The organism is Burkholderia sp. BE17 (genome assembly GCF_009362305.1).
Lineage (GTDB): Bacteria > Pseudomonadota > Gammaproteobacteria > Burkholderiales > Burkholderiaceae > Burkholderia > Burkholderia pyrrocinia_C.
In genome coordinates, this window is sequence record NZ_WHNU01000046.1 from 22,010 (window position 1) to 42,968 (window position 20,959).

Genomic DNA, 20,959 nt, shown 5'->3' on the forward strand with positions numbered 1-20,959 from the left:
GCGGCCGGATCAAACGGTCGTTTGGTTTGTGCGAGCCGTCGGCCAACGTGTTTTCCGGTGCATGGGCAAATCCGTCGCCAGCCTTGGCCGGCGTGGGTTCTCACCGGATTCGCGAAGCGACGGCCGAGGCTGGCGAAGCAAGCCCGCGATCCGCGCCGATCGGCATGCAGTCGGACAGTTCGCCGTGCGCGTCACTCTCGCGCCGGCTAACCGCACGGTAGCGATCCGCGTCCCAACATCCATCGTCTTTTTCGATTAGGGACGAATGCGGGTTGCCGGGCCGTGCAGCGTCGACAGGTACGATCGGCGGCAACGGCGAGGTAAGATCAGCTTTATGGCTGTACGGATCAAAACACTTGGCCATCACGGGGAAGCGTCATGGATCTGAAGGAAGTCGACGTATTGGGGGCGAGTGCGGGCGATCACTGGTACTACGCGTCGAAGGCGAGCGCGATCCGTCGGTTCCTGGGCGGGTCGGGCGCGAACCGGATACTCGACGTCGGTGCAGGCTCCGGCTTCTTCTCGAAGTACTTGCTCGAACGCACGCAGGCGACGGAGGCGTGGTGTGTCGATACGAGCTACGCCGCCGATGCGGACGAGGAGACGGCCGGCAAGCCCATCCACTTTCGGCGGGCCGTCGAGCGACTCGATACCGATCTCGTTCTGCTGATGGACGTGCTCGAGCATGTCGACGACGACGTCGGGCTGCTGGCGCAGTATGTGAACGGAGCGCCATCGGGCAGCCGGTTCCTGATCACGGTTCCCGCGTTCCAGTTCCTCTGGAGCGGCCATGACGATTTTCTCGAGCACAAGCGCAGGTATACGCTCGGCGGTCTCGAGGATGTGGTTCGCCGCGCCGGGCTCGACGTCGAGCGCGGCGCCTATTACTTCGGCCTCACGTTTCCGCTCGCGGCAGCGTTGCGGCTGGGCGAGCGGGCGCGTCGGCATCCGCGCGAGCCCGCGTCGCAATTGCGCCGGCACCATCCGCTCGTCAACGGCTTGCTCAAGATGATCTGTCGCGTCGAGTTGCCGATGTTCCGGTTCAACCGCGTTGCCGGCCTGACGGTCATCTGCGTTGCGCGCAAGCGGTGAAGGCGATGCGGACGCCGCGTGGTCGGGGCGCGGATTGCGCCGGCATGTGCGTCGCTACCCGTATCGGTGCCGTCACGCCAAAAAATTTCACAAGAACATTCACAAAATGCATGCGACCCGATTCTAAATCGGAAGAGTGTCTGTTATACTTTTCTTCTTTCGGGGCGTAGCGCAGCCTGGTAGCGTACCTGCATGGGGTGCAGGTGGTCGGAGGTTCAAATCCTCTCGCCCCGACCAGACAAGAACCCGCGTCAGTTCAAGCTGACGCGGGTTTTTTCTTGCCGCTCGCTTTTTTGCACATCGCGGCGCGGCCCCGGTAAAATGCAAGGTTGATCCACGGAAAGCGCCGTGATTTAGCGGAAGAGGATTCCCCGAACATGACTGATCTTCGTCTTACCATGCGGTTCGCTGCAGTGCTCGCCACTGGCGCGCTCGTCGCCGGTTGCGGTACGTCGTCGCCCACGAAAGTGGACTACAAGAGCGATTCGAAATCGAAGGAAGCGTCGCTCGCAGTGCCGCCCAACATGCTCGACGAGACGGCCGATCAGCGTTCGCTGCCGCCCCAGGGCGGCGCGACTTCCCTGTCTGCGCTTCAGCAGGTCCAGCAGGCGGCGCCTGCGCTGGACACCGTCGCGCCGGCCGTGGCCGGCATGCATATCCAGCGCGACGGCACCGAGAGCTGGCTCGTGATCGACGGCAAGCAGCCGGCCGCCATCTGGCCGCAGGTGCGTCGTTTCTGGCAGGAGCAGGGCTTCCTGCTCGTTGTCGACCAGCGCGACAAGGGGGTGATGGAGACCGACTGGAACGAAACCCATCCGCAGATCAACGACGGCCTGATCCGCAGCGTGATCTCGAAGGCGATGGGCAACTCGTACGTGACGGCCGAGCGTAACAAGTACCGCACGCGTCTCGATTCGGCACCGAACGGCGGCACCTACGTGTTCATCAGCCAGAAGGGGATGCGCGAGGCGATCACCGGCGCGAACAACGATTCGAGCAAGTGGGAACCGAAGCCTAACGATCCGGCGCTCGAGGCCGAATACCTGAAGCGGCTGATGGCCGTGCTCGCGCAGAACGAGCAGCGCGCGAAGAACGGCGAACCGCCGATCGCGAACATCAAGGACAACGCAGTGCCGAAGGACAAGAAGTCCGACGCCGATGCATCGTCGAAGGCTGCCGCCGCGATCGCCGCGCAAAACGTTTCGCGCACGTCGGCGCAAGGCAACGATGTGGCCGACGCGGCCGTGCCGTCCGAAGTTACGCTTGGCGAGCCGTACGACCGGTCGTGGCTGCACGTCGGTCTCGCGCTCGATCGTGCGAACTTCACGGTCGACGATCGCGATCGCACGAAGGGCCTGTATTTCGTGCGCTATGTCGACCCGAAGGATCTGAGCTCGGCCGAGCAGGGCTTCTGGAGCCAGCTGTTCCACGGCAAGAAGGAAAAGCAGGCGAAGCAGTACCGCGTCAACGTGAAGGCGCTTACGGACGACCAGACGCGTGTCGCGGTCATCGACGATTCGGGTGCGATTGACACGTCGTCGCCGGCGCGCCAGATCATGGGGCTGCTCGTGAATCAGCTCCGCTGATCCCGACGTTTCTCCGCATCGGTGAAAAGCCCGCCATTCGGCGGGCTTTTTTCATGGCCGCTCGCCGGAGTACGCATGTGCGAGAGGTTCGGTCCCTCCTCGTGACGTTACGTAACATCCGTACGTTACGGCGGCAGAACATGGTGTCACATTGTCACCGACAAAAAAATTGTCCTTATAAATCAATGAAATGATCGGAATTGGGAACCTGGCACGCAACCTGCTCTATATGTTGGAATCGTTAGAGCCGGGAGGATGGCGTCAGATGCCGGGTGTGTGCCGCGAGCGCCGGATCAACGGTATCGACGCCTTCAAATGTCGGCGCGGCAAGCGCCGACGCAACTGATGACGATCCGCGCCAACGTGCGGATCTCGATGGCCCCGTCGCCTATCCTCGTAGGGCGACGGTTTCGCCCGCGCTTCTCTGAAGCGCGGGCTATTTTTTTGGGGCCGTCGTTCGGTGTCGCATCGGCGATGCGCGATGCGCGATGCGTGATTCGCGTATTCTCGGACTTTTCTGGATGAAGGAGTCGGGAATGGCCGAAATTGCAGTCGTGGCGCTGATCGTGGCGAAGCCGGGCGCCGAGGACAAGCTGCGCACCGTGCTCGAAGGGATCGTCGAGCCGACCCGCAACGAAGCCGGTGCATTGCAGTACGACCTGCACCGGGACCTGAAGGAGCCCGCGCGGTTTGTATTCGTCGAGCGCTGGAGGAGCGAGGAGGCGCTGGCCGCCCATGCGCGTTCCGCGCACATTCTCGCTTATCGCGAAGCGGCCGCGGACTGGATCGAAAGTTCCGAAATCCGCGTACTGTCGAAGCTCGTCTGAGCCCGGTAGGGCGACCGGACGCGTCCGGTCGCAGTAGCGCGTCAGTGCGACGTGCCGGGTACGTCGAGGATCAGGATGATCGTCCAGTCGGCGTCGCCGTCGTGATGATACTGGCGCTCGGCGACGATGAACGGTTGCTGCTTGCCTTGCGGGCCGAGGAAAAGCACGTCGCCCTCCATCGGCAGGCATTCGATCGGCGGCAGCGCGAGGAATGCGTCGGCCGAGCCGCGGGGCATCAGTTGCTTGATCTGGCGAGTGGCGGCTTCGGTCCACTCGATGTCGAGTTGAATGTTGCTCATGCTGTCCTCCGCACCGGGGTGCGCACGGGTGGAAAATTTCGGTGCGCGACTTTAGCACAGCGCGCGGGCGCCGCAACCAAAAAAGCCGAACCCGGTTGCCCGGATTCGGCTTTTTCGCTTGTGCGGTGCCGCCGAACTTACTGGCTGGCAGCGTCTGCCGGAGCGGCCTTGGCAGCCTTCTTGCCGGCCTTCTTCGCAGCAGCCTTGTGGTGAGCAGCCTTCTTGCCGTGGTGATGCTCTTCCTGCATCGCCGGCTGAGCGGCTTCGGCCGCTTGCTGCTGCTGCAGCGCCTGTGCGCGCTGCTCGATCTCGGAGATCTTTGCCGGATCGGTAATGGTCTTGATTTCCGTGCTCTCTTGCGCATACGCTGCGCCAGTCAGCGCCGACATCGCTACCAGGATAGCCAGGGACGTCTTCTTCATTGCTTTACCTCCGCTAAGTGGTGATGAACCCGAATCTTGCCGTTTTGTCTGGCGACCGAAATCGAGTGCGTGTCGAGTGTAACAAAAGTGACGGATCAATGTGCACCGGATCTTGGCGCGACGCAAGGCCGCGTTGAAGTCGCGCAACACTTCGCGCACTTCGTCACGCGCCTGCCATCCTGGGCGGCACTGCCATTTCTGCTCCCGTTTTCGCGCGGTCGTCAGAACCACCCGAGCCATCGGTAGACGTGGAACTGTGCGATGCCGACCAGTTCGTGCAGTGCCTGTTCGGCGTTGGCCACATTGCGCCAGCGCGGCAGCCAGCCCGTTTGCGCGCGCCGGCGATTCGCATACACGGGTTGCGGATCGATGCCGAAACGGCGGAAATCGAGCAGTGCGCGGCGCATCTGATACGACGAGGTGACGAGAATGCGCGCGTCGTCATACTGTGGGCGTAGTATAGACGCAGTGAATTTCGCGTTTTCGTAGGTTGTACGGCTGTTCGGCTCGAGAACGAGGTCGGCGGGAGCGACGCCTTCCGCGACAAGCTGGCGTCCATATACGGCCGCCTCGGTTTCGCCGTGACCCTGCGGGTCGCCGCCCGACATCACCACGGTGCAGTGGTTGGCCTGTTGCCGGCACGCGCGATAAAGCGCCGCCACCTTGTGGATGCGTGCGACGCCATCGGGCGGCGGCCGTAACCCGGAGTCGGTGCGATGCGTGCCGGCGCCGATGAGAATCAGCGTGGTTCGCCCGTGCATGTCGGGGTGCTCGACCGGCTCGACGCCCGCCTCGGTCCACGCGATCAGCGGTGCGGCGAGCCAGCCCGTGGCGAGCAGCCAGAACAGCGCAACGGCGGCGATCGAGATGAGTCGTCGCCGTTTGCGGCAGAGCATGAAACAGATGAAGAGAAGTACAAATGAATCGAACAGAATCAATTTGATTGGGGTATGGTGTCTTTTTATGGACGGCTGACGATCCGGCCCTGACGCGACGCCGAACGTCGGCCTCCAGAATCGGTGGCGGTATCGGCGGGCGGAGACCCTGCCCGGCGCACCGCTTCGCATTGTCGCTGCACTTTAAGAAAGAATCGAGATGGCCACGTATTCCAACGAAGCGGTGCTCGACGCATTGAGACGAGTGCAGTACCGCCAGGTACCGTGGGCACGCCGCCCGGGCGTGTTCGAGTATCTCCGATCGCTCGGGCTGATGGACACGGTCAGGCAGAAGACCGTTGCCCCCGCGCCGGGTTTTCACGCACCGGTGGACATCGCCGTACTGACCGACAGCGGTCGAGCCGAATTTTCGCGCCTTGAGCGCGACGAGAAATTACTTTCCTGGACCGATCGCCGCATGGACGACTACGCATTGAGCGAAGCGAGCGCCGTGGCGATTCTCGAAAGCCGACTGTAGCAGCGGACCATCCCGCCTCGGGTGTCGCCGCGCGCGCCGGCGATGTCAAAAAAAAGCCCGTATCGCGAGGATACGGGCGTACCGGATACTTTTGCTGTTGCCACGCTGTGCTCATGGCAACGATGTGACTCGTCGCATGCGGCGCAGTTCCCGAAAGCGGGCATTTTCTTTGACTGAATCCTGAAATTCGCAGGACTATGGATGACGCGGCAAGTCCGACGGCTGCGAGCCGATGCGTGCGCGTGCATTGCTGGCGATGTCGCCGCGCAAGTCGCCGCGCGGCACGGTCTGCCGGCTGGGCTGGGCGGAGGACGGCGGCTGGCGGAGGGTATTGCGGTGATCCTGCTGGCGATGGGGCGGTTTCGCGCGATCGTCGGCATGAGCTGGAGCGGTCAGCGCCAGGGAAATGACAATGCCGCATGCGACGAGCAGTGACATTGATTTCATGGCGGGGCTCCCTTCAAGCCGTCGATGCGGCCTGTTGATATATCGCTAAGGTAAGCGCGGGAGTGCAGGCTTGCTGTAAATATTGGTAAATAGATGTATCGCGGCACGACAACGGTAATCGACGGCAACAACGGCGTCGCGAAAAGGTCGCGTCGCGGAAAGAAACCGGGCGGCCGAAGCCGCCCGATCGAGTATTCGTTACGCCATCTTGACGGGCGCGCGCCAGGATTCCGGATTGGTCCAGAAGGCGCCGCGCAGCCGGTCGCGGCTCGGCGGTGCAGGTGGCTTCGCGGCGCTCGCGCCGATGCGTCCGCGCAGCGAGATCTGCCGGCCGCTCGTGCCGAGTCGCTTCACGATTTCGGCGAGCGTGCCGTCCGCCTGCCATTCGTCGAAGCGACGGCGGCAGGTCGGCGGCGACGGATAGCGGCCCGGCAGCTTCGACCAGCCTTCACCCGTCGACAGCACCCACAACACGGCGTTCACCACCGAGCGTGCTTCCACTCGCGGGCGGCCACGCCGCTCACTCCGTGCAGGTTCCGAGCAAAACAGACCCTCGACCAGCGCCCACTCGTTATCTCTCAAATCGTCGAACAGCATCATGTCCTCACCTCAGCGAAGCTAACTCCGGTGCGCTGCCCTGCGCCGCGCACTCTTCAAGCACTCGATCGTCGAGTGCCGGGTGGGGGCGTCCGGTTGGCCGGCAGCGGCGTTTCTGCCTTTCCATCCGACGAAACCTACGCCCTGTGCGCCAGGTAATGCACGAAGCGTGCCACGTCGGAGGCGAATCCCTCGAGAGCCGCTTGGCAGCGAGCTAACGGCTAAGTCAGCTAGGGGCGTATAAGACGCCAAAATAACCCGCCAGCAAATCGGGACAATCACCAATCTTGTGCAGTTCGCCCGTGCTGCGTGCGTTCGCGTGTGTATTGCACCGCAGCGAAACATGTGCGGCCGGTGCCGGATTCGCACATCGAAGCCGAATTCGCGCATTAAAATCGTGCATTGATATCGACGATTGATGAGGTCAGGAGATGAACGTCACGCTGCGCCAGCTTCGCGTATTCATCGAGGTAGCGCGGCTCAAGAGCTTCAGTCGGGCGGGCGACGAGATCGGGCTCACGCAGTCCGCGGTCAGCCGCTGCGTGCGTGAACTCGAGGCCGAGCTCGGGCTGAAGCTGATCGACCGCACGACGCGCGACGTGCAACTGACCGACGTCGGCGCGAACCTGATCGCGAGCGTGTCGCGTCTGATCGACGATCTCGACGACACGCTGCGCGAGATTCGCGAGATCGGGGAGCAGCGCCGCGGGCGCGTGATCGTCGCGGCGAGCCCGACGATCGCCTGCAGGTTGATGCCGCGCGTGGTTGCATCGTGCGAGCGCCAGTTTCCGTTCGTGACGCTTGGCCTGCGAGACGACGTGCAGAGTGACGTGCTGCGCAAGGTGAAGTCGAGCGAAGTCGATTTCGGCGTCGTGATCGGGCCGCTTACGGTCGCCGATCTCGTCTGCGAACCGCTGATGACCGATTCGTTCTGCCTCGTCGCACGTGCCGACCATCCGCTCGCGGCACGTTCCGAGGTGCCGTGGACGGCGCTGGACGGCGAGCGCCTGGTGCTCCTCGATCACGCGTCGGGAAGCCGGCCGCTGATCGATGCCGCGCTGGCCGCCCATCGCGTCAATGCGACGGTCATGCAGGAACTCGGGCATTCGGCGACCGTGTTCGGGCTCGTCGAGGCCGGCGTCGGCGTGAGCGTGCAGCCGTGGCTGTCTCTGCCGCTGCCGGCCGGCTCGACACTCGTCGCGCGGCCGCTCACGCCGCGCACCGAGCGCACTGTCGAACTGGTGCGTCGCCGCGACAGGTCGTTGTCGCCCGCGGCGCAGGCGATCTGGGAGCTCGTGCGGCAGATGCCGGCGAGGGCGGAGGATCTCGACTGACGTGCGCGGACGCGGGGCGGCCGGCTTGCGGGCCGGTACACTACGCGGATCGTGTTCCTCGACGGTGATTCTCGATGACGCATTCCGCAGATTTCTTCCCGCCAGCCGATGGGCCGGCGGCGCGCGGCGCGGTGCACGCACTGCGTCCGTCGCTGATCCGGGAGGTGGCGAACGCCGGCTTCGGCGTGCCGGACATGCTGCCGTTCTGGTTCGGCGAGTCCGACCGCGTGACGCCGGATTTCATCCGCGACGCCGCAGCGGCGGCGCTGCGCGATGGCGCGACCTTCTACACGCACAACCTCGGCACTGCGCCGCTGCGCAACGCGATTGCGGCCTACGTGAGCGCGCGGCATGGTGCGACGGCGGCCGACACGGTCGCCGTGACGAGTTCGGGCGTGAACGCGCTGATGCTGGCCGCACAGTTGCTGGTCGGCCCGGGCGAGCGTGTCGTCGCGGTCACGCCGCTCTGGCCGAATCTCGTCGAGATTCCGAAGATCCTCGGCGCGCAGGTCGAATGCGTGCCGCTCGGCTATGGCGACGCGGGCTGGCAGCTCGATGTCGAGCGGCTGCTCGCCGCGCTGACGCCCGATACGCGGATGCTGCTGGTCAACTCGCCGAACAATCCGACCGGCTGGACGATGTCGCGCGACGATCAGCAGGTCGTGCTTGCCCATTGTCGCCGTCACGGCATCTGGCTGGTCGCCGACGAGGTGTACGAACGGCTCGCGTTCGGCGACGGCGGCGCGCCGTCGTTCCTCGATATCGCATCGCGCGACGAGCGGGTCATTGTCGTGAATTCGTTCTCGAAGGCATGGGCGATGACGGGCTGGCGGCTGGGATGGCTCATTGCACCGGCATCGGTGATGGGCGATCTGTCGAAGCTCGTCGAATACAACACGTCGTGTGCGCCGGGTTTCGTGCAGGCCGCGGGCGAGGTCGCGCTGCGCGACGGCGAGCCGTTCGTGCGGTCGTTCGTCGCGGCGCTGCGCGAAGCGCGCGATCACCTGGTCGCCGTGCTGCGGACGCTTCCGGGCGTCGATGTGCCGCCTCCGCCGGGCGCGATGTACCTGTTCCTGCGCCTGCCGGGCGCGGCCGACAGTCTCGCGTTCTGCAAGACGCTGGTGCGCGATGCGGGGCTCGGCCTCGCGCCCGGGCGGGCATTCGGCCCGGAGGGGGAAGGGTTCGTGCGCTGGTGCTACGCATGCGATCCGGCACGACTTGACGCGGGAGTCGAGCGGCTACGCCGCTTTCTCGCGCGCGGCGCGGCTGCCCGTTGAAGCAGGGCCGGAGCGGACGCGGCGCACCGGCGGCGGGCCAATCCGCTCATCTTTACGCACAGGGCAATTTTGCGTAATATGGCGCTCAGTCACGCGGTTCCGTCGTTGAGCCGTGCTGTTCCGTCCGGTTTGGGCCTGGCCTGAAGTTGGTTCGCCGCCCCCGGTTCGTGCTCCCATCAATATGACCGATCAGAATCGGGCGAGCGCGTCTTCCGTTCCTTTCGTCTGTTTGTTGATCCGGTTCGTTTGACCACAGGGTCTGGCCTAGCTGCATGAATACCCAAGAGGCGAAGATCGTCCTCGAGACTGCTTTGATCTGTGCGCAGGAACCGCTGAAGCTCGGCGATTTGCGCAAGCTCTTTGCCGACGGCGTGTCGGCTGACACGGTCCGCACGTTGCTCGAAGATCTGAAACAGGATTGGTCCGGCCGAGGCGTCGAACTGGTGGCGCTGGCGACCGGATGGCGCTTCCAGAGCAAGCCGGCGATGCGTCACTATCTGGACCGCCTGCATCCCGAGAAGCCGCCGAAATATTCGCGCGCGGTGCTCGAAACGCTCGCGATCATCGCGTACCGGCAGCCCGTCACGCGCGGCGATATCGAAGAGATTCGCGGCGTCACGGTCAATACGCAGGTGGTCAAGCAGCTCGAGGATCGCGGCTGGATCGAGGTGATCGGTCATCGTGACGTGCCGGGGCGTCCGGCGCTGTATGCGACGACCAAGCAGTTCCTCGACGATCTCGGCCTGAAGGCGCTCGACGACCTGCCGGCGCTCGAAGAGCCGGCCGCGAACATCGAGGCAGCGCTGCTTGCGCAGCAGGCAATGGACTTCGACGGCGACGTAACGGTTGCCGACGGAGCGCCGCAAGCCGGTGACGCAGCGGACGGCGTGCCGCAGGCGGATGAGGCGTCCGCTGGCCAATTGGCCGAATTGCCGGGCGATGCCGCGACCGATGTCGCGTCGACGCAGGAAATGCCGAACCGCGATACGCTCGATACTGATCGCGGGCAAACGGAACAAACGGATCGGGTTGGCACCGAAGCAGTGCCGACCGGTGTGCAGCCCGAGCCGCTGCGTGCGGATTGGAGCGAGGAAGATCGCAAGCCGGCTGCCGAAGCGGCTGCCGGAGACGGAGCGGAAGCGGCCGGCGACATGCCCGGCGAGGCTGGTCATGCCGACGCCTCCCGTTCCCGTCCCGCGGACGGCGAGATGCTGGACGACACGTCCGGCAGTCTCGCCGATGCCGTACGAAGCGCCAGTGCGCCCATCGGCGCCGACGCGCTGCCGGACGACGAAGCAGAACCCGAACAGCGTCGCGCCTGAACGCGGCCAACTTCTTGCCGCGCCCGCGCCGGGCGCGAGACCTGACATTTTGAGGTTGTTTTGACAGATATCCACGATATTGAATCGTCCGCGCCTGCCGTGCAGGCAGCGCGTGCCGACGATGCACCGGAGCAGGACGCTTCGGCCGCGGGTGGCGACGAGCGTCCCCGCCGCGGTCTGCGGCGAGGCCCGCGCAGCCTGATCGCGCGGCGTCGCGCAGCAGCCAAGTCGAAGGGCGCCGAAGGCGAATCGCAGGGCGGTGAAGACGCGGATGCGCAACCGGCCGAGGCTGCCGAAGCGCAGCCCGCGCGCGCGCCGCGCAAGGAAGGTGCCGCCAAGGGCAGCCGCAAGCCGGCCGGCAAGCGCGAAGGCGCGGCCAAGGGCGGTCAGGGTGTGCAGGGCGGCCAAGGCCGCCGTGGCAGCGCGCCGAAGACTGAGGGTGGTGCGGCGAAGGCGGAAGGCGATGCGTCCCCCCAGGACGAACTGTTCGCATACGTGACGTCGCCCGCATTCGACGCGGACAACTCCGCGGGCGGTAGCGGCGTGCGTGCGCCGATGCTGCGCCGCGGCCGCAGCCAGCCGGCGAACAAGCGCGTGCTGTCGCCGGACGACGACGCGCCGAAGCTGCACAAGGTGCTGGCGGAAGCGGGCATGGGCTCGCGCCGCGAAATGGAAGAGCTGATCGTCGCCGGACGCGTGTCGGTGAACGGCGAGCCCGCGCACATCGGTCAGCGCATCATGCCGACCGACCAGGTGCGGATCAACGGCAAGCCGGTCAAGCGCAAGCTGCCGAACAAGCCGCCGCGCGTGCTGCTGTACCACAAGCCGACCGGCGAAATCGTCAGCCACGCGGATCCGGAAGGCCGTCCGTCGGTGTTCGACCGCTTGCCGCCGATGAAGACGGCGAAATGGCTTGCGGTGGGCCGCCTCGACTTCAATACCGAAGGCCTGCTGATGCTGACGACGTCGGGCGACCTCGCGAACCGCTTCATGCATCCGCGCTACAGCGTCGAGCGCGAGTACGCGGTGCGGGTGGTCGGCGAGCTCACCGAAGGCAACCGGCAGAAGCTGCTGCACGGCGTCGAGCTGGACGACGGCCCCGCCAATTTCCTGCGCATCCGCGATGGCGGCGGCGAAGGCACGAACCACTGGTATCACGTCGCACTGGCCGAAGGCCGCAACCGCGAAGTGCGCCGGATGTTCGAGGCGGCCGGCCTGATGGTTAGCCGCCTGATCCGTACGCGTCACGGCCCGATTCCGCTGCCGCGCGGTCTGAAGCGCGGCCGCTGGGAGGAGCTCGACGACGCGCAGGTGCGCAAGCTGATGGCGACCGTCGGTCTGAAGGCGCCGTCCGAGGAGAAGGGCAAGCGCGGCGGTGCCGGCCAGGCAGAGCGCCGCCAGCCCGATCCGATGCAGACGTCGATGGGTTTCATCAGTCGCGAGCCGGTGCTGACGACGCACGGGCAGCTCGACCAGCCGCGCCGTGGCGGTGGCCGTCGCGGCGGGCCGGGTCTGCCGGGCCTGAGCGGCTACGGCAGCCTGCCGGTCGCGCCGTCGGGCTACGGCAACCGTGCTGGCGGCGGTCGCGATGGCAACCGTTCGGGCGGTGGCCGCGACGGCAACCGCTCGGGCGGCGGCCGTGATGTCGACGGCAACCGCGCGTCGTACGGCGCAGGTCCCAAGCGCGAGGGCGCGGGCGGCAAGCGAGGCGGCGGCAAGGGCGGCAATCGTCCCGAAGGCGCCGGCAACAGCGGCGGCCCGCGCGGCGGGCAGCGTCCGCAGCGCAGCCGCACGCGCAGCCGCTAAGCGTATCGGCATGCAGCGGCGCAAAGCCGCCGGCGTGCCGGCAGGATCGGCATCCGTCCGGTTGTGTCGGCACGATGCGTTGTATTTTTTGATTTCGACTGTATATATGCCGCGTGCCGCTGAATGGCAGTCGGCATGACCGATGTCCGGTGCGGCAGCATTGCGCCGGTTGATCGGGCAGCCCGATTTCGCATTTTCGGCCCGTAAATGCAGTCGAAACGCTGCTTTCACCGGCTGGCTTGGCGTTTGCGCCAAAAATCGCTATAATCGCGGAGTCGCTGGGCGTACGGATTCAATGTGCGGCTCAGGTGCGACCACCAGTAAGAAGATGGGCGTTCCGCCCATTTTTTTTTGCTGAAACGGTTAGGCATCTCGGGTAGCGCTTCCTGCGCCGGCTAAGGCGCGCGCCCGCGGGTGAATCGCGAGCGGCGGGCGCGAACACCTGAGAGGACACTGTGCAACTGACGGAACTGATAGAAACCACGGTCACCGGGCTCGGCTACGAGCTGGTGGATCTCGAGCGCACCGGGCGCGGCATGCTTTGCATCTATATAGATCAGCTTGCCGGCATCTCGCTCGAAGATTGCGAAAAGGTCACGCGTCAGCTCCAGCACGTCTTGACGGTCGAAAACATCGATTACGAACGGCTCGAAGTCTCGTCCCCGGGGCTCGACCGCCCGTTGAAGAAGCTGGCCGACTTCGAGCGCTTCGCAGGCAGCGAAGTTTCCGTGACCTTGAAAAAGCCGCTGGACGGGCGCAAGACGTACCGGGGCATTCTGCACGCGCCGAATGGCGAAACGATCGGTTTGGAATTTGAGAGGAAGAAGGGCGAGGCGGCCATGCTGGATTTCACGCTGGCCGATATCGACAAAGCCCGCCTGATTCCGCAAGTTGACTTTAGGAGCCGCAAATAATGAGTCGCGAAGTGTTGATGCTGGTGGATGCGCTGGCGCGCGAGAAAAACGTCGACAAGGATGTGGTGCTGGGCGCCCTCGAGGCTGCGCTCGCGTCCGCTTCCAAGAAGCTGTTCGACGAAGGCGCCGAAATCCGCGTCCATATCGATCGCGAAAGCGGCGAGCACGAAACCTTCCGTCGCTGGCTCGTCGTGCCCGACGAGGCAGGCTTGCAGGAGCCGGATCGCGAGATCCTGCTGTTCGAAGCGCGTGAGCAGAAGCCCGACGTCGAAGTCGGCGAATATGTCGAGGAACCCGTGCCGTCGATTGAGTTCGGCCGCATCGGCGCGCAGGCCGCGAAGCAGGTGATCCTGCAGAAGGTGCGCGACGCAGAGCGCGAGCAGATCCTGAACGACTATCTCGAGCGCGGCGAAAAGATCATGACGGGTACGGTGAAGCGCCTCGACAAGGGCAACTTCATCGTCGAATCGGGCCGTGTCGAGGCGCTGCTGCGCCGCGACCAGCTGATCCCGAAGGAAAACCTGCGCGTGGGCGACCGCGTGCGTGCGTATATCGCGAAGGTCGACCGCACCGCGCGCGGCCCGCAGATCGAACTGTCGCGCACGGCGCCCGAGTTCCTGATGAAGCTGTTCGAGATGGAAGTGCCGGAAATCGAGCAGGGCCTGCTCGAGATCAAGGCGGCGGCCCGCGACCCGGGCGTGCGCGCGAAGATCGGCGTCATCGCGTACGACAAGCGGATCGATCCGATCGGTACCTGCGTCGGCATTCGCGGCTCGCGCGTGCAGGCCGTGCGCAACGAGCTCGGTGGCGAAAACATCGACATCGTGCTATGGTCGGAGGATCCCGCCCAGTTCGTGATCGGCGCGCTCGCGCCGGCAGCTGTCCAATCGATCGTCGTCGATGAAGAAAAGCACTCGATGGACGTCGTCGTCGACGAGAACGAGCTGGCTGTCGCGATCGGCCGCAGCGGTCAGAACGTTCGCCTCGCCGGCGAATTGACCGGCTGGCAGATCAACATCATGACGCCGGACGAATCCGCCCTGAAGCAGGGTGAAGAGCGCGACCGGCTGCGTGCGCTGTTCATGGCGCGTCTCGATGTCGACGAAGAAGTTGCCGACATCCTGATCGACGAAGGCTTCACGAGCCTCGAAGAGATCGCTTACGTGCCGCTCAACGAAATGCTCGAAATCGAGGCGTTCGACGAGGACACCGTGCACGAACTGCGCAACCGCGCACGCGACGCGCTGTTGACGATGGCTATCGCGAACGAAGAAAAGGTCGAGAACGCAGCGCTGGATCTGAAGAGCCTCGACGGCATCACGCCGGAGCTGCTCGCGAAGCTGGCCGAACACGGTGTGCAGACGCGAGACGATCTCGCCGAGCTTGCAGTAGATGAACTGGTCGACCTGACCGGAATGGAAGAGGATGCCGCTAAGGCGTTGATCATGAAAGCACGTGAACACTGGTTCCAGTGAGAAATGACCATGGCGCACTGATTTGATGGCGGCCGTATGGCCTGACCCGATGCTAACAGCAAGGAATCGGTCCTTGCACTAAGAGGAATGAATGGCGAGTAACAACGTAGCCCAATTTGCCGCGGAACTGAAAATGCCTGCTGGTGTGCTGCTCGAACAGCTGCAGGCAGCGGGCGTCCAGAAAGCGAGTGAAGACGATGCGCTGTCCGAAGCGGACAAGGCGCGTCTGCTCGATCATTTGCGCAAGTCGCATGGCGCAACCGACGGCGACAAGCGCAAGATCACGCTGACCCGCAAGCATACGTCGGAGATCAAGCAATCTGACGCGACGGGCAAGGCTCGCACCATTCAGGTCGAGGTCCGCAAGAAGCGCACGTTCGTCAAACGCGACGACGTGAGCGATGGCGCGGAACAGGGTCAGGCGCAAGCCGTCGAAGCGGACGACGATGCAGAACTGAAGCGTCGCGAGGAAGAGGCGCGCCGCGAGGCCGAGCTGCTCGAGAAGCAGGCTCAGGAACTGCGCGAGCGGCAGGAGCGCCTCGAGCGCGAGGAAGCCGAGCGCCGCGCCCGCGAGGAAGCCGCTGAAGCCGAGCGCCGTCGCGCCGAGGAAGAGGCTGCGGCGAAGCGTGCCGCGGCCGAAGCCGCTGCGGCACAGCAGCAGGTGGCAGCGCAGCAGGCTGCTGCGGCCGAGCCGGAAGCGCCGAGCGCGCCGTCCGCGCAGGACGAAGCGCGCGTGGCCGCCGAAGCTCGTGCGGCCGCCGAACGTGCGGCGCAGCGCGAAGCGGCGAAGAAGGCCGAGGATGCAGCCCGCGAGGCGGCGGACAAGGCGCGAGCCGAGCAGGAAGAGATCAGCAAGCGCCGTGCGGCCGCCGAGGCCGAAGCGCGCGCGATCCGCGAAATGATGAACACGCCGCGCAAGGCCGTGGTCAAGGCAGTCGAGCCGCCGAAGCCGGTCGAGCCGCCGAAGCCGGCCGAAGCGAAGGGCACGCTGCACAAGCCGGCGAAGCCGGAAGGCGCGCAGGCGCGTCCGGCAGTGAAGAAGCCGGCCGGCGCAGCGCCGGCAACGACGCAGGCACCGGCAGGCGCGGGCGACCGCAACAAGAAGCCGGGCGCAGGCAAGGGCGGCTGGCAGGACGACGCAGCGAAGCGCCGCGGCATCAAGACGCGCGGCGATTCGAGCGGCGGTGTCGACCGTGGCTGGCGCGGTGGCCCGAAGGGCCGCGGCCGTCACCAGGACAGCGCATCGTCGTTCCAGGCGCCGACCGAACCGATCGTTCGTGAAGTGCACGTGCCGGAAACCGTGTCGGTTGCCGATCTCGCGCACAAGATGTCGATCAAGGCCTCGGAAGTCATCAAGGTGATGATGAAGATGGGCCAGATGGTCACGATCAACCAGGTGCTGGACCAGGAAACGGCGATGATCGTCGTCGAGGAACTGGGTCACCGCGCGGTTGCCGCAAAGCTGGACGATCCGGAAGCGCTGCTCGTCGAAGGCGAAACGACCACCGATGCGGAGCAACTGCCGCGTCCGCCGGTCGTCACGGTGATGGGTCACGTCGACCACGGCAAGACCTCGCTGCTCGACCACATCCGCCGCGCGAAGGTTGCCGCGGGCGAAGCGGGCGGCATTACGCAGCACATCGGCGCGTATCACGTCGATACGCCGCGCGGCGTCATCACGTTCCTCGATACGCCGGGTCACGAGGCGTTCACGGCAATGCGTGCACGCGGCGCGAAGGCGACCGACATCGTGGTGCTGGTGGTGGCGGCCGACGACGGCGTGATGCCGCAGACGAAGGAAGCGATTGCCCACGCGAAGGCGGGTGGCGTGCCGATCGTCGTTGCGATCAACAAGATCGACAAGCCGGAAGCGAACCCCGATCGCGTCAAGCAGGAGCTGGTCGCGGAAGGCGTCGTGCCGGAAGAGTACGGTGGCGATTCGCCGTTCGTGCCGGTGTCGGCGAAGACGGGTGCCGGCATCGACGATCTGCTCGAGAACGTGCTGCTGCAGGCCGAAGTGCTGGAACTGAAGGCACCGGTCGAAGCGCCGGCCAAGGGCATCGTGATCGAAGCGAAGCTCGACAAGGGCAAGGGCCCGGTCGCGACGATCCTCGTGCAGTCCGGTACGCTGAATCGCGGCGACATCGTGCTCGCGGGCTCGGCCTACGGCCGCGTGCGCGCGATGCTCGACGAGAACGGCAAGCCGACGAAGGAAGCCGGCCCGTCGATCCCGGTCGAAATCCAGGGTCTGTCGGAAGTGCCGGGCGCGGGCGAGGAAGTGATCGTGCTGCCGGACGAGCGCAAGGCGCGTGAAATCGCGCTGTTCCGTCAGGGCAAGTTCCGCGACGTGAAACTCGCGAAGCAGCAGGCCGCGAAGCTGGAAAGCATGCTCGAGCAGATGGGCGAAGGCGAAGTGCAGAACCTGCCGCTTATCGTCAAGGCCGACGTGCAGGGCTCGCAGGAAGCACTCGTGCAGTCGCTGCTCAAGCTGTCGACCGACGAAGTGCGCGTGCAGATCGTGCACGGCGCGGTGGGCGGCATCAGCGAAAACGACGTCAACCTTGCAACGGCGTCGAAGGCCGTCATCATCGGCTTCAACACGCGTGCGGATGCGCAGGCGCGCAAGCTCGCGGAAGCCAATGGCGTCGACATCCGCTACTACAACATCATCTATGATGCGGTGGATGAGGTGAAGGCGGCGATGTCGGGCATGCTGGCGCCGGAGAAGCGCGAAGTCATCACCGGTACGGTCGAGGTGCGCCAGGTGTTCAAGGTGCCGAAGATCGGCGCGGTCGCCGGTTGTATGGTCACGGACGGTATCGTCAAGCGCTCGTCGTCGGTTCGCGTGCTGCGCAACAACGTCGTGATCTTCACGGGCGAACTCGAGTCGCTGAAGCGCTTCAAGGACGACGTGAAGGAAGTGAAGCAAGGCTTCGAGTGCGGTATGTCGGTGAAGAACTTCAACGACATCGTGGAAGGCGACCAGTTCGAAGTCTTCGAAGTGACCGAAGTCGCGCGTACGCTGTAACCGTCGCGCATCGGCTCATGGGCGGGGCAGGCTTGGGCTTGCCCCGCCCATTTTCATGGTGGCGTGCCAACAATGGCCCGCCACTTCATCCTGATAAACGGATCACGGATCGATCATGTCCAGGAAGCGTACTTCCCCCAATCGCAACGTTCAGATCGCTGACCAGATTCAGCGTGATCTGTCCGAACTCATCATGCGCGAGGTCAAAGACCCGCGCATCGGCATCGTAACCATCCAGAGCGTGGAACTCACGCCGGATTATGCGCACGCGAAGGTCTACTTCACGGCGCTCACCGGCGATCCGGAAAAGACGCAGGAAGCGCTGAACCATGCGTCGGGTCACCTGCACAACCTGCTGTTCAAGCGTCTGCACATTCATACGGTGCCGACGCTGCATTTCCACTACGACCAGACGATCGAGAAGGCCGTCGAGATGTCGCGCCTGATCAAGGAAGCGAATTCGACGCGCGCGAAGGACGACGACGAGGCCGAAGCGCCGACCAAGGACGACTGAGCTCGACCGGCCTATGACGAATGCAGCATCCCAACGCCCGCGCGTGCCCCGGCGCGCGCTGGACGGTGTTCTCCTGCTCGACAAGCCGGTCGGCCTGTCGAGCAACGATGCGCTGATTCGCGCGAAGCGGCTGCTTCTCGCGAAGAAAGCCGGTCACACCGGCACGCTCGATCCGCTGGCTTCGGGCCTGCTGCCGCTGTGTTTCGGCGAGGCGACGAAGTTCTCGCAGGATCTGCTCGAGGCCGACAAGACCTACGAAGCGACGATGCGCCTCGGCCTGCGCACGGCCACCGGCGACGCCGAAGGCGAAGTGATCGACACGCGGCCGGTCGAATGCGACCGCGCAGCGGTGGAGGTCGCGCTCGCGCGCTTCACCGGCGAGATCGTGCAGGTGCCGCCGATGTATTCGGCACTCAAGCGTGATGGCAAGCCGCTGTACGAATATGCGCGCGCGGGCCAGACCGTCGAGCGCGAAGGCCGCAACGTGACGATCCATGCGCTCGACCTGCTGGCCTGCGAGATGCCCGACGTAACGTTTCGCGTGACCTGCAGCAAGGGCACTTATGTGCGAACGCTGGCGGAGGATATCGGCGAGGCGCTCGGTTGCGGTGCGCATCTGACGATGCTGCGTCGCACGGGTGTCGGCGCGCTGACGCTCGAGCATGCGGTGACGCTCGATGCGCTGTCGGACGCCGATGAGTCGGCGCGCGATGCGTGGCTCCAGCCGGTCGATGCATTGTTGTCGACGTTTCCGTCCGTTCGGCTCGACGACGCGTGCGCGAAGCGGTTCCTGCATGGTCAGCGCCTGCCGCTATCGGAGCTCGGGGCGATCGATGCGGCCGACGGCGAGCGCGTGCGCGTCTACGACGCGACGCGGCTGCTCGGCGTGGCACGCAAGGCGAACGGTGTGCTGGCACCGGAACGGCTCGTCGTGACGGCAGCCTGACGCAGCGGTGCGAGCGCGCTGTCGGAGCAACAAAAAGCCCGGTCGATTTCGACCGGGCTTTTTGTTTGGTGCGCGATGGCGCGGTGTCAGGTGACGCTCAGTGTGCCGCCGACGCCGCCGCACCGGCATCGCCGCCGCCCGCGCGTTCGGGCTTTGTGATCCAGATCAGCGCAATCAGCAGCACGAAGATCGCCGCCGAGATGTAGAACAGGTCGTTCACGCCGAGCTGCGCGGCCTGCTGCGTGGCCAGGTTGTTGATGAGGCCATGCGCCTGGTTCTGCGTCAGCCCGAGATTGCCCATCTGCGTGACGGCCTGGTTGAACGTCGGGTTGTACACGTTCGCCTGCTCGACCAGCTGCGCGTGGTGGAAGTTGTTGCGATGATCCCATGCGGTCTGGAAGATCGACGTGCCGATGCCGCCGCACATGATCCGCACGAAGTTCGACAGGCCGGACGCCGCGGGAATGCGGTGGCCGGGCAGGCCTGACAACGTGATCGACACGAGCGGGATGAAGAAGCCGGCCATCGCGACGCCCTGCACGAGCGTCGGCAGCGTGAGCGACCACTCGTCGACGCCCGTCGTGTAGCGCGAGCGCATCCAGAAGCACAGTGCGAATGTGAGGAATGCGGCGGTCGCGATGTAGCGGGGATCGGTGCGCGGCAGGAACTTGCCGGTCAGCGGCGACAGCAGGATCGCGAACAGCCCGACCGGCGCCATCACGAGGCCGGCGTCGGTCGCCGTATAGCCGATCTGGGTCTGCAGCCACAGCGGCAGCAGCACGAGGTTGCCGAAGTAGAGGCCGTAACCGACAGCAAGCGCGACCGTGCCGCCCGTGAAGTTGCGCCGGCGGAACAGCGACAGGTCGACGACGGGGTGCTCGGCGGTCAGTTCCCAGATCACGAAGAACGCGAACGAGATGATCGCGATCAGCGCAAGCGCGACGATCGTCGTCGATGCGAACCAGTCGAGATCCTTGCCCTTGTCGAGCATGATCTGCAGCGAGCCGACCCACAGCACCAGCAGTGCCAGGCCGACGCCGTCGATCGGCGCGCGGCGCACCGTCGATTCGCGCGAGCGATAGATCGACCACGTGGCGAGCGCGGCGGCGATGCCGACCGGGATGTTCACGTAGAAGATCCAAGGCCACGAGTAGTTGTCCGAGATCCAGCCACCGAGGATCGGGCCCGCGACCGGCGCGATCAGCGTCGTCATCGACCACAACGCGAGCGCCATCGGCGCCTTCGCGCGCGGATAGCTCGACAGCAGCAGCGATTGCGACAGCGGAATCATCGGCCCCGCGACCGCGCCCTGGAGGACGCGCGACGCGAGCAGGAACGGCAGGCTCGGCGCGAGCCCGCACATCCACGACGAGATGACGAACAGGATGATCGACGCGAGGAACAGGCGGACCTGCCCGAAACGGTCGGTCAGCCAGCCCGTCAGCGGCACCGAGATCGCGTTCGCGACCGCGAACGACGTGATGACCCAGGTACCCTGGTCGGACGACACACCGAGGTCGCCCGAGATGGTCGGGATCGCGACGTTCGCGATGGACGTGTCGAGCACGTTCATGAACACCGCGAGCGACACCGCGATCGTCCCGAGCACGAGTTGCCCGCCCTGCAAGGGCGGGTAGGAGACAGGAGCCTGTGCCATTTC

18 protein-coding genes, 1 tRNA gene and 1 pseudogene are annotated in these 20,959 nt (G+C 65.2%); 14 read left to right on the forward strand and 6 right to left on the reverse strand.

The genetic code is table 11. The annotated features are described in order from the left end of the window. The first annotated feature begins 378 nt into the window (after window positions 1-378). The 4 genes from GD429_RS32205 (at window position 379) to GD429_RS32220 (ending at window position 3,505) form a co-directional block, all read left to right on the forward strand. Entirely contained in the window at window positions 379-1,092 is a 714-nt protein-coding gene (locus GD429_RS32205; protein ID WP_152863198.1) for a class I SAM-dependent methyltransferase, read from the forward strand. Window positions 1,093-1,252: 160 nt separating this feature from the next. After that, window positions 1,253-1,329: transfer RNA gene (locus GD429_RS32210), tRNA-Pro, on the forward strand. Between the two features lie 140 nt (window positions 1,330-1,469). Then, window positions 1,470-2,678: an outer membrane protein assembly factor BamC gene (gene bamC, locus GD429_RS32215; protein WP_152863200.1), complete on the forward strand. Its 1,209-nt coding sequence runs from the start codon at window positions 1,470-1,472 to the stop codon at window positions 2,676-2,678. Window positions 2,679-3,214: 536 nt separating this feature from the next. Continuing rightward, window positions 3,215-3,505 (forward strand): putative quinol monooxygenase, encoded by a 291-nt coding sequence (locus tag GD429_RS32220; RefSeq protein WP_152863202.1) that lies wholly within the window; start codon window positions 3,215-3,217, stop codon window positions 3,503-3,505. A gap of 41 nt (window positions 3,506-3,546) precedes the next feature. On the opposite strand, the gene GD429_RS32225 is transcribed toward GD429_RS32220, so the two are convergent. The 3 genes from GD429_RS32225 to GD429_RS32235 form a co-directional block, all read right to left on the reverse strand. Further along, on the reverse strand, window positions 3,547-3,804 hold the full coding sequence (locus tag GD429_RS32225; protein ID WP_034184019.1) for a hypothetical protein: 258 nt from the start codon (window positions 3,802-3,804) through the stop codon (window positions 3,547-3,549). Between the two features lie 137 nt (window positions 3,805-3,941). Next, a complete protein-coding gene (locus tag GD429_RS32230) occupies window positions 3,942-4,226 on the reverse strand; it encodes a hypothetical protein (protein ID WP_096470773.1) in 285 nt (94 codons plus the stop codon). 221 nt (window positions 4,227-4,447) lie between these two features. Then, window positions 4,448-5,164, reverse strand: a complete 717-nt coding sequence (locus tag GD429_RS32235; RefSeq protein ID WP_152863263.1) for a YdcF family protein — start codon at window positions 5,162-5,164, stop codon at window positions 4,448-4,450. Window positions 5,165-5,321: 157 nt separating this feature from the next. Here GD429_RS32235 and GD429_RS32240 point away from each other — a divergent pair, with 157 nt between their 5' ends. Then, on the forward strand, window positions 5,322-5,639 hold the full coding sequence (locus GD429_RS32240; protein WP_006495354.1) for a hypothetical protein: 318 nt from the start codon (window positions 5,322-5,324) through the stop codon (window positions 5,637-5,639). A gap of 195 nt (window positions 5,640-5,834) precedes the next feature. Here GD429_RS32240 and GD429_RS41370 read toward each other — a convergent pair whose 3' ends face one another. Together GD429_RS41370 and GD429_RS32250 are read right to left on the reverse strand one after the other, a co-directional pair. Continuing rightward, the gene (locus tag GD429_RS41370; RefSeq protein ID WP_152863204.1) at window positions 5,835-6,086 is read right to left on the reverse strand and encodes a hypothetical protein; all 252 of its coding nucleotides are present in this window, start codon (window positions 6,084-6,086) and stop codon (window positions 5,835-5,837) included. Window positions 6,087-6,287: 201 nt separating this feature from the next. Continuing rightward, window positions 6,288-6,683, reverse strand: a pseudogene (locus GD429_RS32250) (transposase); the annotation flags it as partial. A 431-nt stretch (window positions 6,684-7,114) separates the two neighbouring features. Between GD429_RS32250 and GD429_RS32255 the strand changes: the two are divergent. The 9 genes from GD429_RS32255 to truB all read left to right on the forward strand — a co-directional run bounded on the left by GD429_RS32255 (window position 7,115) and on the right by truB (window position 19,299). Next, complete coding sequence (locus GD429_RS32255) at window positions 7,115-8,017, forward strand: LysR family transcriptional regulator (RefSeq protein ID WP_152863206.1); 903 nt, start codon at window positions 7,115-7,117, stop codon at window positions 8,015-8,017. A 74-nt stretch (window positions 8,018-8,091) separates the two neighbouring features. Further along, a complete protein-coding gene (locus GD429_RS32260; protein ID WP_152863208.1) occupies window positions 8,092-9,294 on the forward strand; it encodes a pyridoxal phosphate-dependent aminotransferase in 1,203 nt (400 codons plus the stop codon). Between the two features lie 272 nt (window positions 9,295-9,566). After that, window positions 9,567-10,616 (forward strand): SMC-Scp complex subunit ScpB, encoded by a 1,050-nt coding sequence (gene scpB, locus GD429_RS32265; protein ID WP_152863210.1) that lies wholly within the window; start codon window positions 9,567-9,569, stop codon window positions 10,614-10,616. A 60-nt stretch (window positions 10,617-10,676) separates the two neighbouring features. Further along, window positions 10,677-12,422, forward strand: coding sequence for a 23S rRNA pseudouridine(2605) synthase RluB (rluB, locus tag GD429_RS32270; protein WP_152863212.1), 1,746 nt, complete (start codon window positions 10,677-10,679; stop codon window positions 12,420-12,422). Window positions 12,423-12,877: 455 nt separating this feature from the next. After that, window positions 12,878-13,336: a ribosome maturation factor RimP gene (gene rimP / locus GD429_RS32275; RefSeq protein WP_174421580.1), complete on the forward strand. Its 459-nt coding sequence runs from the start codon at window positions 12,878-12,880 to the stop codon at window positions 13,334-13,336. Continuing rightward, the gene (gene nusA, locus GD429_RS32280) at window positions 13,336-14,811 is read left to right on the forward strand and encodes a transcription termination factor NusA (RefSeq protein WP_048020756.1); all 1,476 of its coding nucleotides are present in this window, start codon (window positions 13,336-13,338) and stop codon (window positions 14,809-14,811) included. The genes rimP and nusA overlap by 1 nt, the downstream gene beginning before the upstream one ends. 91 nt (window positions 14,812-14,902) lie before the next feature. Continuing rightward, window positions 14,903-17,839, forward strand: coding sequence for a translation initiation factor IF-2 (infB, locus tag GD429_RS32285; protein WP_152863214.1), 2,937 nt, complete (start codon window positions 14,903-14,905; stop codon window positions 17,837-17,839). Between the two features lie 115 nt (window positions 17,840-17,954). Then, window positions 17,955-18,353, forward strand: a complete 399-nt coding sequence (gene rbfA / locus GD429_RS32290; protein WP_152863216.1) for a 30S ribosome-binding factor RbfA — start codon at window positions 17,955-17,957, stop codon at window positions 18,351-18,353. Between the two features lie 13 nt (window positions 18,354-18,366). Next, window positions 18,367-19,299 (forward strand): tRNA pseudouridine(55) synthase TruB, encoded by a 933-nt coding sequence (gene truB, locus GD429_RS32295; protein ID WP_152863218.1) that lies wholly within the window; start codon window positions 18,367-18,369, stop codon window positions 19,297-19,299. 97 nt (window positions 19,300-19,396) lie between these two features. On the opposite strand, the gene GD429_RS32300 is transcribed toward truB, so the two are convergent. Further along, window positions 19,397-20,956, reverse strand: a complete 1,560-nt coding sequence (locus tag GD429_RS32300) for a DHA2 family efflux MFS transporter permease subunit (RefSeq protein ID WP_152863220.1) — start codon at window positions 20,954-20,956, stop codon at window positions 19,397-19,399. Window positions 20,957-20,959 lie beyond the last annotated feature (3 nt).